This is a genomic window from Gemmatimonadota bacterium, assembly GCA_016720805.1.
Classification (GTDB): Bacteria; Gemmatimonadota; Gemmatimonadetes; order Gemmatimonadales; family GWC2-71-9; genus Palsa-1233.
The window spans coordinates 1-11,845 of the sequence record JADKJZ010000007.1; the positions used below are offsets into that span (position 1 = coordinate 1).

The window sequence follows — 11,845 nt, forward strand, 5'->3', positions numbered from 1 at the left end:
GCCCCGATAGTGAGTCGCCAGGGTCGATCCACCATCCGGCTCCGCATTGTGGTCACCGACCCGGTGCCCGGTGTTGCGCTCGCCCTGCAGTCGGGGCGATTCGATCTCGTTGCACCGACATCGGTGACGGCTTCGGCGGTGGCGTTCGAATTGGCGGTGGAGGCGAGCCAGCCAGTCGCGGATGGTCCGGTCGTCTGCTACGGGCCGTTCACCCAGGGGCCACCGACGGAGCGGTTCGTCTACGTCACCGTCGGGACACGGGCGGGTCAGCCCAGCAGTCCCTATGACCGGCGGGCGAAGATCCCTCTTGCCGGCATCACCCCCGCGCTCTATCACCACGCGGTGACGGATCCTGGCAGCGTTCTCGAGGTGCGCGTCGGCGGTCGCGGTCGAGATGGCAGTCCGGTCTGCGCCTCGGTCAGGTTGCCGGCAGATGCCTGGCGGCTCGTTCCTTCCATCCCGGCAAGGTGCGCTAAATGGCTTCCGCGTTTCGCTTCATGCTCTCTGCGCTCGTTGCCGCTGCCTTCTACTGGCTGATCAACCGGTTTCTCTGGCAGGACGAGCGCTCCTCCAGCACATTGATCATGCAGTCGTTGGCCTGGGGTGCGATGATGGCGGCCTTTGCGGTCTGGCAATCGCGTCGGGCGCGAGCCGGCAAGGTCAGCGATTTCCATCCCGCCTTCTATTTTGTTTTCGGACTGTTCATGATTGCCGCAGGTATCGCGTGTTGGTTCGAAGCGTCCCCGCCAAGGTCCCCGAATGACGTGCTGAGTTCGGTCGGTGCGGCAGCCCTTGGCCTCTTCTTCCTGGGCTGCGGGGTGAGTGCGGCTCGCAGCCGCAAGCTCAGTGGAGTGACACAATGAAATCATCCGTTCTAGGTGGCATGGTGACCGTGTTGTTTCTCGGTGCAACCACCAGTGCCAGCGCGCAGCTGACCTATCGCGGGCCGACGGCGGTGTTCCGGGATTCCCAGACTGCCGTACCACTCTTCGCGCTGAAGCCCACGCTTGGCCCCTTCGCACGCGGCACGACCCCGGGCGCACCCACCGCGACGACGGCGCGACTGATCGGCGTCGCTGGCGTTCAGCTCTCGCCGACGCGCTGCCCGATCCGCACCTTCCTTCCCGACAGCACGAAGCAGGATCGGATGCCGATCGCCGAACCGAACCTCGCGACGGTCGAGCGGATGCCGGTCGATCGGAGCAGCTGTCCGATCCGGTAAGCACGCATCAGACCACGACGCCCTACCCCGGAGTGCCTTTTGTCGACCATTCGCCTGACGACCGTCGCTCTCCTCGCCGTCATCGCTCCGATGGCGGCCGTCTCCCTTCAGGCGCAGGCCCCAACTGGACCGGCCGCAGCCAAAGCATTGCTGCGCATCGACGCCGAGGCCGAGAATCTCAGCGCGATCTCGAGCCTCGCAGTGAGCCCCTCCGGCATCCTCGCCGTGTATCTCCGGCAGGACGGTGTCATCCGCCTCTACAGCCCTGCGGGAAAGCCGGTCGCATCGGCGGGGCACGCAGGGGAGGGTCCGGGAGAGTTTCGACAACTCGACGCCATCGGGTGGATCGGCGATACCCTCTGGGCATCGGATGGTCGCCTGCGTCGGTTGACTCGGTACTCCGCCGACGGAAATTTCCTTCGCGCCATTCAGCTCCCTGACCGCATTGAGCAAACGTTACCCGGGGGCACATCCACCCGATATACCGGTGCCCGCCTGCAAGCGGCCTATCCCGACGGCAGTCTATTGCTGCAAGTGATGCTTTTCAGTCCGCCGAAGTCGGAGGCGCCGAAGGACGTCATGGGTGACCCGCGGTTCGCCGTCCGCACCTCGCTTGAGGGCGCGGTCCGCTTCGTCATCGCAACGGACCCTCCGAATCGCTGCATGGTCGCGGGGTCGGAAGTGATCATCAGCATGCCTGGGTCCTCCTGCCCCATGACGCTGCGTGCCACTCCGCCGAATGCCAGCCGCCGGGTGGCGGTGCTGCAGGAGACCTCGCCCAACGGGACGGGTTCGATCAGGGTCGTCGCCGTGAACGACCGCGGTGAACCGCTCTTCGAGCACAAACGGTCCGTCCCTCTGCGCCGGGTGCCGTCCGAGGCGCATGATCGCCAACTCGAAGGGGTGCCAAGCGAGATGCGCGAGCAGATCGAGGCGCGAACTCGGTTCTTCCCGCCCGCCTTCGAAGTACAAGTGGCACCGAGCGGTGCCGCCTGGATCGGCCTCGACGCCGCCTCGGGCAAGCTTCGCGAATGGTTCCGCCTCGACGCCAGCGGCAAGCCGCTCCCCTCTGTCTGGCTCCCAGCCTCGGCGAAGGGGCTCGCCTTCGATCGTCGCGGCGCGTGGGCGATCACCGAGTCAGAGGACGGCTCGCAGAGCATCGTCCTCTACGAGGCGCGACCCTAGTGCTGCAACGGACCGCCGTCACCCTGCTCGTCCTGGGCGTCGCTCCTCTGACCGCCCAGCAGGACTACATGGCCAGGGCGCGGCCGATGCTCGGCTGCTGGAGCATTGCCGTTGGCGCGTACGCGCCGAAGCTGACCGAGCGGGGTCGCGACACCGCGGCGGTGTACCCACCCCGCGTCATGAAGGTCGACACGACCGCGGGCCAGGGGCTCGAGGCGACGGACGGACTCGGCTGGCTGATCGCTGGAGTCACGCCGCCGATTGAGCAGCGCTGGCGAGGCGCCGTGATGCTCGGGCGAGTCGACAGCGTCGAGATCAACTGGTTCCGGACTTCCGGTGTGCTCACCGCCGTGGTCAAGCCGGCCCCGCGACACGGTGCGCGGGCGACTCATCCACATGCCCTTCGGCGGCGATGCGTATCCGTCCGCCCCGATCACGATGATCCGGACGCGGTGTCCTTGACGCAGCCGCCTACTCCGGCGCTTCGACGAACGCCTTGAGGCGCGCCGCGGCCGCATCCCACTGCGCCGAGACCTGATCGAGATACTCGCGCGCGACGCCGAGTCGCTTGAGGTCAAGCGAGTACACGTGCTCCCTCCCCTCCTTGCTGTCGCGGACCAGGCCGACTCGTTCAAGCGACTGCAGGTGCCGGGTGATGCCCTGCCTCGTCATCCCGCTCCCTTCGGTCAGGCGCGTGATCGAGAGGTCGCCCTCGACGGCGAGTCGGCGCACCAGGGTGAGGCGCGTGGTGTCCCCGAGGGCGGCGAAGACGGGGGCCGCGTGGCGGACGGCGCCGCTGCGACTACTCGACATACGCAGCCAGCTTCTTCGACTGCCCGTTCCATCCGCCGGTGTTCATCCGGAACGCCTCCACGCGGCGCGTGGCCGGCAGCTGGTCAAAGCCGGACTCGATGATGGTGATGGCGGTACCGCCCGCGTTCTCCTCGAGGCGGAACTCCACCAACGTCATTGGCTCGGCGGTGTAGTCGACCTTCGGGTCGATGGCGCCCGGGTGCCACCGGTAGGAGAAGTAGCCCTCCGGCTCGACCCGTTCGATCCGCATCTCGATCGTCACGTGCTCCAGCCCCGCCATCCGCAGGCTGCCGTGGACGATCGCCCCGGGCGTGAACGGACCGTCGAGCGAGATGCCGAACCAGGTGCCGAACTCGGTGGCGTCGGAGAGTGCGCGCCACACCCGGGCGCGTGGCGCGGCAACATCCAAGCGCTTCTCGATCCGGTCGGTGGTCTCGGGCTGTTCGGTTGTGCTGCTCATGGGGGAGCTCCAGGCGGGGGCGAAGGAACGATAATAGGCAACGTGAAGGTTGCGCATTATGCGGCAGGCGAAGGGAACACGCAAGGTTTTGGTTGCGCATTGGCACCGGGCCATGGCGCATGGCGCTTCGCTGGGGCCGTGGGCTGATACCTTCCATCGAGTCGCCGACCCCCGCGGCCGTACCCGGACCCGGAGCCCGACATGTTCAAGGGCCTCACGCCGCTAGTCGTCGTCGCCATCCTCCTCGGAGGGGCATTCACCGCCTCCGCCCAGCAGCCTCCCCTCCCGGCATCCGTGGACAGCGGCAAGATGGTGCGGATGTACACGGCGACCACGATGCTCGAGGGGCGACTGCTCGCCCCTACGGCATGGGCGACTCGGCGCTGCACTACTGCCGATTTCCCGGACGGCCATGCCTCGGAATCGAGGACTCGGCCGCCATGCGCACGATTCCGGTCAGCGACCTGCGGCGCCTCGACGTCTCGACCGGATCGCACTGGCGCCGTGGCGGACTGATCGGTGGCGTCATCGGCGCCGCGATGGGCGTCGTGGGGACCGCGTTTGCGGTCAGCATGTGCGACACCGCGGACTGCGCCTCCAACCGCGACACGATCGTGATTCTCGGTGGCATCAGCAGCGGACTGACCTTCGGCGCGCTCGGCGCACTCTGGGGATCGGCCTTTCCACGATGGGACTCTCGGTGATGACGCAGTGACCACCACGCCCCAAACGCTCCCCCGGGTGATCGGCTTCATTTGCTTCGCGATCATGGTGTGGGTCGCAGGACCGGTGGTGATCGGGTCCCGCCCGTTCGACTGGTCGCGCGCCGCCGAGGGGATGCTCACCGGCGCGTTCTTCGCGATCGCGATGACGGCGACGAAGCATTCCCGACTGCCCGTCGAGAAGCGCCTGGCACCGCCTCACGCGATCGGGCTCGGTGGGTTGAGTCTGGCACTCCTCGGCATGATGGTCATCGAGGGCGCGGCTCGGCGAACGAAGCTCGATGCCATCATGGTGGTCGGTACGCTGCTCCTCGCGCTTCCCGGGGCCTATCTGATCGTGGCTGGGATCCGGCAGCGGCGATCCACCGACGCCCAGGGCGGTGCCTGACGGTTGGTCCACTGGCAGAACACGACTTCGGAGTACCCATGACCGCACCACGCGTCCCCACGTTCGCAACCATCGCCCTATGCTGTTCGCCGCCCCGAGCGGCGCGCAGGCTTTCACCGCCCCTTCGTTCGCGCGACCGACATGGACGTCGGCGCAATCGTTCACCACCGTCACGGGCGTTCGAGAGCTCTCCAGCGGCTCGGTGCTCGTGGCCGACTTCTCCGAGCCGATGGTCCATCTGCTGGCCCCGGGTGGCCAGAGTGCCAAACAGATTGGCCGAAAGGGATCCGGGCCGCGCGAGTACCTCACGCCCCTGCGGCTGATCGTGCTCCCGAACGACTCGACCCTGCTGATCGACCGTGACGCAGATCGTTACCTGATCATCGCGCCAAACGGGGACATCGTCGCCACGACCCCTTTCCCCGAGCAGATGCGTCTCGCCGGCCAGTACATCCGCGGGGCCGACCAGGGCGGGCGCCTCTACTTCCAGATGCGTTACATCGCCTCAGCGCCGACCGCCCCAACGACGACGGCCATTCTGCGCTGGGATCGCCGGAGCGTCCGATTCGACAGCCTCGGCTTCGTGAAGATGCCTTCCGCCACCCCGATCGGCGGCAAGCTCGCGAACGGCGCCAGCTACCAAGGGATGCGGATCATGCCGTACACGCCCGCGGATGCGTGGACCGTGGCCCCCGACGGCCGGATCGCGATGATTCGCGTTGCGCCCTACCGTGTCGATTGGCTCGCGACCGGCCGCCCGCCGGTGGTTGGCGGGGCCATCCTCTATACCCCGGTCCCGGTGACCGATGCGGACCGGAAGGCGAACGAGCCGAAGGGACCTCCCTTCACGCTGGTGTACGCCGAGGTCAAGCCACCCTTCAGCAACGACGCGGTCGTGCTGGATGACCGAGCGCGTCTCTGGATCGGCCGCTCGTTCACCCGAGGCGCCAAGGCAAGAGACTGGGATGTTGTCGATAGCCAGGGGAAGTTGCTCAAGACGATCAACCTCGCCGCCGACAAGTGGATCATGGCCGTCACCGCACGCTTCGTCTACGTGCTCTGGCGGGACCAGGACGACGTGGAGTGGCTGCAGGCCTACGCACGGTAACGGGCTAGCGCCGCACCGAGCGATCGCTGAGCAGCTTGCTTGCCGCCTGCCTCGCCGCCGGGGTACTGTTTCCCATGCCCATCATCCGCTCCGCCGCGCTTGCCGTCCTCACGGTGCTCATCGCCGTGCCCCTTTCAGCCCAGATCCGCCCGACCGTAACCGGGCTGGTGACCGAGTACCGCGCCAACCCCCTCGGCACTGACGTCCTACGGCCGCGTCTCAGCTGGCGGATCGAGTCCCCGCGCCGCAACACGATGCAGGCGGCCTATCAGATCCAGGTCGCCGCGTCGCAGGCGGCGCTGACCGCCGGCAAATCGCTGCTCTGGGACTCCGGCCGCATTGCTACCGACGCCTCCATCTTCCAGCCGTACAGCGGCCCTGCGCTGACCTCGTCGACGCGCTACTTCTGGCGAGTCCGCATCTGGGACGACGCCAACATTCCGTCGGCATGGAGCACCCCCGCCTTCTGGGAGACCGGGCTGCTCAAGGCCACCGACTGGTCGGCCCAGTGGATCGGCCCCGCCGCCGAGATGCACGACTCGGCCGGCGCCCCTGCCCCGCTGCTTCGCAACCGCTTCACGGTGAAGGGCACGGTTCGCTCGGCGCGCGTCTACGTCACCGCCCGCGGCCTCTACGAATTGCGGCTGAACGGCCAGCGCGTCGGCGAGGACTTCTTCACGCCGGGCTGGACCTCGCTCAACCGTCGCCTGCAGTACCAGACCTACGACGTCACCGCCGCGCTCGCCCAAGGCGAGAACGCCATCGGTGCGATGCTCGGCGACGGCTGGTATCGCGGCTACCTCGGCTTCTCCGGTCGCCGCCACGCCTATGGCACCACGGTGGCGCTGCTCGCCCAGCTCGAGATCCGCTACGCCGACGGCCGAGTGCAGCGCGTCACCACCGACAGCACGTGGCAGACCTCGACGGGGGCGATCACCTTCGCCGACATCTATCGCGGCGAGAGCTACGACGCGCGGCTCGAGCAGGCGGGCTGGGATCGCGCGGGGTTCGCAGGCAAGGGCTGGCTGCCTGTCGCGATGGCCGCGCCGACGAACGCCGTCCTCGTCGCCCCGACCACCGAGCCGGTCCGCCGGACACAGGAGATCAAGGCCGTCACGATCCTCCGCTCCCCGTCGGGAAAGGTGATCTACGACCTCGGCCAGAACATGACGGGCTGGGTGCGGCTCCGCGTGCGCGGCGCGGCCGGCACCACGATCACCCTCTCCCATGGCGAGGTCCTCACCCCCAAGGGTGAGCTCTATACCGACAACCTCCGCGACGGCTTCCAGAAGGACCGCTACACCCTCAAGGGCGGCGGCGACGAAACCTGGGAGCCGCACTTCACCTACCACGGCTTCCGCTATGTGCAGGTCGAGGGGATGTCGGGTGAGCCGGCGATCGGTGCGATCACCGGCGTCGTCGTCCACACCAACCTGGCGGAGACCGGGACGTTCGTGACGTCGGACACGCTGCTGAACAAGCTGCAGCGGAACATCGTCTGGGGGCAGCGCGGCAACTTCCTCGACGTGCCGACCGACTGTCCGCAGCGCGATGAGCGGCTCGGGTGGACCGGGGATGCGCAAGTCTTTGCGCGAACCGCGAGCTTCAACATGAATGTCGCCGGCTTCTTCGCGAAGTGGCTCGGCGACCTCGCCCTCGATCAGCATCCCGGTGGCGCCGTCCCCTGGGTCATCCCGAATCCGCTGGGCGGCGACAGCACCCGCTTTGCCTCCGCTGCCGGCTGGGGCGACGCGTCGACGGTCGTGCCCTGGACGATGTACCTGATGTACGGTGATCGCGGGGGCCTCGAGCGACAGTTCGCCAGCATGACTGCGTGGGTCGACTACGAGACCCGCCGTGCCGGCCCAGCGCTCATCTGGAAGCAGGATTCCCACTTCGGCGATTGGCTCGCCTGGCACAGCGACGACGCTGGCTACCCCGGCGCAACCACCGGCACCGACTTCATCGCGACGATCTACCTGGCCCACTCGGCCGACATTGTCTCGCGCGCCGCCACCGTTCTCGGCCGCACCGCTGACGCCGCCAAGTACCGCGATCTCTTCAACCGGGTGCGGGTGGCGTTCCGGAAGGAGTTCGTGACGACCAACGGACGCGTCGCCGAGAACACCCAGACGGCGTATGCCCTTGCGCTCAACTATGGGTTGCTCGATGCCAGCGAGATGCCGCAAGCAGTGCAACGTCTGGTCGATGACATCGGCAAGCATGATGGTCACCTCTCGACCGGCTTCCTCGGCACGCCGGAGCTGACGCATGCCCTGTCACGCAACGGGCGCACCGACGTGGCCTTCGCCCTGCTCAATCAGCGCGGCTATCCGGGATGGCTGTACCCGATCGGGCGGGGTGCCACGACAATGTGGGAGCGGTGGGACGGCATCCGCCCCGACGGGACGTTCCAGGAGCAGAGCATGAACTCCTTCAACCACTACGCCTTCGGCGCGATCGGCGACTGGATGTACCGCACCATCGGCGGGCTCGATGTCGACGACGCTGCACCGGGCTACAAGCATGCGATCATCGCCCCGGTGGTCGGCGGCGGGATCACCAGCGCGAAGACCGAGTTGCAGACGTCGTACGGCCTGCTTGGCTCCGACTGGCAGTACGTGAACGCAGTGGCCGACCTCGGGGATGTGGCGCACGCGATTCAGCTGGCTCTCGCGCCGGTCTTTCTCCTGACCGGAATCGCCGGCATCCTGAATGTGATGACGGGGCGTCTGGCACGGATCATTGATCGTGGGCGATACCTGACGGAGCGGGAGCTGCCGCCGGCGATGGTCGCATCTGCCAGCTACCATGTCGAGCTGGCGAGTCTCGAATTCCGGCGCCACCTGGCGAGCTCCGCGATCGCCGTCAGCACCCTCTCGGCGCTGCTGGTTTGCACGGTGATCGCGGCGCTCTTCGTCCAGGTGCTGCTGCAGATCGAGTTGCGCTGGGTGGTGGGCGCGCTGTTCACCGGCTCGACGATGGCGCTCGTCGTGGGGCTGGTGTACTTCCTGCGCGAGGTGCACCTGGCCACCAAGACGGTGCGCATTCAAGCTGCTCCCCCGAGCGCGTGATGCCACTCACGACCCGAGCCACCTTCCGCATCAACCTGATCCTTGCGATCCTCGGCGGGGTCGTCGGCGCCATCGCCGCGATCCCGCTGACCTGGGTGGGCAAGGTGGTGTCCGGCGCCCCGCCGGCGGATCTCGCCAACTATCTCTGGAACATGCGGGTCTTCGGAATCATGGGGGCACTGTTCGGACCGATGCTCGCCTGGTCGTCGCTCCGCAACGTGCCGCTCTGGCGTGCCGCGCTTGAACCCACCATTGGGGCCCTCGTCGGGGCGGCCCTTGGCATGCTGACGGGTTCGGACTCCCTCTTTGTCATGGGAGCGGCGTTTGGTCTGGCGCTTCCAGTCTGGCGGCTGAATCGGGTCTATCGCGCACACGGCCAGCTCCCGGCGTCCGCCGATCCGACGAATGGGAGACTTGAGTCGTGACGAACGGGCGCGACGTGCACCGAACTTGTCACTGGTAATCCCGTGCACGACGTGCTGACCACCTGGGGATGGGACGCAGGTTGGGAGGTGCTGCTGGCTGCCCACCAACTGGGGCTGCACCATCAGGCAGCCCGCGTCACCGCACAGGAGCGCGACCGGTGGTCGATTCAGCTGGCCGACGGTCCCGTGGAGGCCAGGCTGGTCGGGACCCACGACGGTCCCCTGCCCGTGACCGGCGACTGGGTGGTCGTCGAACCAGGTCCGCTGCCCACCGATCCGTGGACCCTGCGTGACGTGTTGTCCCGTCGCACCGCCATCTCTCGTGGGAGTGCCGGCGAGGGGGGCGGCGAGCAGCTACTCGCGGCCAACGTCGACGTCATCTGGATCGTGCAGCCGCTCGATGTGCCGATCAATCCGCGCAGCATCGAACGCTATCTCGCCGTGGCGTGGGAGAGTGGTGCGGTGCCGGTGGTCGTGTTGACGAAGGCCGACCTCGTCACCGACCTGGCGCTCGCGCGGGCCGAGGTCGCTACCGTGGCGCTCGGCGTTGACGTGCACGTCGTGCGCGTCGACGATGACGCGAGTCTCGCCGCGTTGCGGGCGACGCTTCGCCCCGGACGCACCGTGGCGCTCCTGGGGCCGTCCGGTGCTGGCAAGTCGACGCTCGTCAATACGCTCGCCGGCGCGCATCAACTGGAGACCGGCGAGGTGCGGGCGTTCGATCGGAAGGGTCGGCACACCACGACCCGCCGCGAGCTCTACCAGATCGCCGGTGGCGCCCTGCTGATGGATACGCCGGGACTGCGCGAACTGCGGATCTGGACGCTCGACGAAGGACTCGCCGGGGCATTTCCGGAGATCGACGAGCTCGCGGCGACATGCCGTTTCCGGGATTGCCGTCATGACGCCGAGCCCGGGTGTGCCGTGGTGGCTGCAGTGGAGGCGGGGCAGCTGGCCGCGGACCGACTCGCGAGCTATCGCAAGCTGCAGGCGGAGGCGGCGTGGATCGACCGCAAGCACGACGCTCGTGCGCGGGCGGCTGCGGTGTCGCAACACAAGACGGCGCTGAAGACGATGAAGCACCACCCCAAGTACCGGCCTGAGGATCGCTGAGCCATCGACCGAGGCTAGGGTGTCGGCAACCTCAGTCGAAACACCCGCAGCACCGTATACCCTTCCTCATCCTCCACGCGCATCAGTACCGCATTGGTGCCGAACGCCTCGATCCGATCACGCCCGGTGCCAGTGAGGCGGCCTGCGATGGTGCCGTCCTGTCGGAGCGCCGTCCATCCCCAGGTCGAGTCGGCGTACTCGTAGCCGCCATCCTTGAACCAGGCGAGGCCGTCGGCGCCGATCAGGACCCGATCGAACGTCGGCAGCGAATCGGCCGGTGCCGTTCCGCGGAGGTTGTTGAACACCCGCGCGGTGTCCCACTTGATGACCCCGACGTTGGTGCGGGTGCGCAGCCAGGTGATGTACCGCTCGACGTCGAGGTTCACGCTCTCCGGATCGGTCGCGCGCCGTGTGCTCGGCATGCGGATCCGCTGCATGAGTGCCCCGCTCCCTGCACGGAGTCGCATGGAGCCGTTGCGGATATCCACCAGCAGGATGCGCCCGCCCCACCCGGCCAACGCGCCGGCCGTGCCGTAGCGCTGGCTGACCATCCCGTTCAGGTACTTCGTGAGGGCAAAGCCCGGCAGCGAATCGAACGGCGTCGGTGTGGCCGTGGGCATCACGATGCGGCCGACAAACCACGGCACCAGATTGGAGCTGCTCTTCGGATCGCGGAAGCCGATTCCCTCGTTGGAACCGACCAGCAGTGTGTCCTTCCCGACGAGACCAAGCGGGGAGAAAGCGATCTTTCCGAATTGAGCGGTGATGTTGACGGTGCGGATGACGCCGACGCCGGGCACGATCACAGAGACGCGAGCGTTCTCGATGTCGTTCAGCAGCAGCGTATCACCAGCGCCACGAATCATCCGTCCGCCCTGGAACTCCCCCGGCCCTGCCCCGCGCTGCCCGATCCGCTCGGCGACCTTGCCGTCGGCACCGATGACGAAGACCGAGCCGTCGCTGAAGAACGCCATCCGGTTGTCGCTCAGCAGGAGCGGCCGCCAGAGCTTGCCGAGCTCGAGGTCGGTGGTCCGCTCGTCAACGACGGTGATGGGCAGGGTATCGAGCGTGAAGCGTGGCGCGCGGTCGCGTGCATCGAGCGCGTGCTCGACGATGCGAATGCCGGCGCTGTCGTGGACGGTCGGGGCTGCGACGTCGGGAGGGGCTGACGGTTGTTCGGGATGTTTGCTGGCGTTGCACGCGCCGAGCAGTAGAAGCACGGTCGCGAGCGCGTGGCGATGAGCGGATGGGTGCGGAATGGACTGCCTCCTGTGGGGGCCGCAAGCTAGTTCTGAACGGTGCCTCCCCAAAGGATGCGCGACACGCCGGGGTGGA

13 protein-coding genes are annotated in these 11,845 nt (G+C 67.5%); 10 read left to right on the plus strand and 3 right to left on the minus strand.

Annotation, left to right across the window (positions count from 1 at the left end; genetic code table 11):
• The first annotated feature begins 497 nt into the window (after nt 1-497).
• The 4 genes from IPP98_07520 to IPP98_07535 are packed head-to-tail and all read left to right on the plus strand — an operon-like array spanning nt 498 to nt 2,907.
• Complete coding sequence (locus IPP98_07520) at nt 498-863, plus strand: hypothetical protein (protein MBL0178956.1); 366 nt, start codon at nt 498-500, stop codon at nt 861-863.
• 20 nt (nt 864-883) lie between these two features.
• On the plus strand, nt 884-1,222 hold the full coding sequence (locus IPP98_07525; GenBank protein ID MBL0178957.1) for a hypothetical protein: 339 nt from the start codon (nt 884-886) through the stop codon (nt 1,220-1,222).
• A 39-nt stretch (nt 1,223-1,261) separates the two neighbouring features.
• Nucleotides 1,262-2,407, plus strand: a complete 1,146-nt coding sequence (locus IPP98_07530; GenBank protein ID MBL0178958.1) for a hypothetical protein — start codon at nt 1,262-1,264, stop codon at nt 2,405-2,407.
• Nucleotides 2,407-2,907 carry a hypothetical protein gene (locus IPP98_07535; protein ID MBL0178959.1) on the plus strand — a complete coding sequence of 167 codons (501 nt, stop codon included), beginning with the start codon at nt 2,407-2,409 and terminating at the stop codon, nt 2,905-2,907. The genes IPP98_07530 and IPP98_07535 overlap by 1 nt, the downstream gene beginning before the upstream one ends.
• Here IPP98_07535 and IPP98_07540 read toward each other — a convergent pair.
• Nucleotides 2,879-3,220, minus strand: coding sequence for a helix-turn-helix transcriptional regulator (locus IPP98_07540; protein ID MBL0178960.1), 342 nt, complete (start codon nt 3,218-3,220; stop codon nt 2,879-2,881). The genes IPP98_07535 and IPP98_07540 overlap by 29 nt on opposite strands.
• A complete protein-coding gene (locus IPP98_07545; GenBank protein MBL0178961.1) occupies nt 3,210-3,680 on the minus strand; it encodes an SRPBCC family protein in 471 nt (156 codons plus the stop codon). The genes IPP98_07540 and IPP98_07545 overlap by 11 nt, the downstream gene beginning before the upstream one ends.
• 440 nt (nt 3,681-4,120) lie before the next feature.
• Between IPP98_07545 and IPP98_07550 the strand changes: the two genes are divergently transcribed.
• From IPP98_07550 to rsgA, 6 genes are all read left to right on the plus strand, one after another.
• Nucleotides 4,121-4,384 carry a hypothetical protein gene (locus tag IPP98_07550; GenBank protein ID MBL0178962.1) on the plus strand — a complete coding sequence of 88 codons (264 nt, stop codon included), beginning with the start codon at nt 4,121-4,123 and terminating at the stop codon, nt 4,382-4,384.
• Nucleotides 4,385-4,391: 7 nt separating this feature from the next.
• On the plus strand, nt 4,392-4,790 hold the full coding sequence (locus tag IPP98_07555; GenBank protein MBL0178963.1) for a hypothetical protein: 399 nt from the start codon (nt 4,392-4,394) through the stop codon (nt 4,788-4,790).
• 79 nt (nt 4,791-4,869) lie between these two features.
• Complete coding sequence (locus IPP98_07560; protein MBL0178964.1) at nt 4,870-5,898, plus strand: hypothetical protein; 1,029 nt, start codon at nt 4,870-4,872, stop codon at nt 5,896-5,898.
• Between the two features lie 74 nt (nt 5,899-5,972).
• The gene (locus IPP98_07565; protein MBL0178965.1) at nt 5,973-8,972 is read left to right on the plus strand and encodes a family 78 glycoside hydrolase catalytic domain; all 3,000 of its coding nucleotides are present in this window, start codon (nt 5,973-5,975) and stop codon (nt 8,970-8,972) included.
• A complete protein-coding gene (locus IPP98_07570) occupies nt 8,972-9,397 on the plus strand; it encodes a hypothetical protein (protein MBL0178966.1) in 426 nt (141 codons plus the stop codon). Before IPP98_07565 ends, IPP98_07570 begins: the two co-directional genes overlap by 1 nt.
• A 42-nt stretch (nt 9,398-9,439) precedes the next feature.
• Complete coding sequence (gene rsgA / locus IPP98_07575; protein ID MBL0178967.1) at nt 9,440-10,510, plus strand: ribosome small subunit-dependent GTPase A; 1,071 nt, start codon at nt 9,440-9,442, stop codon at nt 10,508-10,510.
• Nucleotides 10,511-10,524: 14 nt separating this feature from the next.
• On the opposite strand, the gene IPP98_07580 is transcribed toward rsgA, so the two are convergent.
• On the minus strand, nt 10,525-11,730 hold the full coding sequence (locus IPP98_07580; protein MBL0178968.1) for a hypothetical protein: 1,206 nt from the start codon (nt 11,728-11,730) through the stop codon (nt 10,525-10,527).
• Between the last annotated feature and the right edge of the window lie 115 nt (nt 11,731-11,845).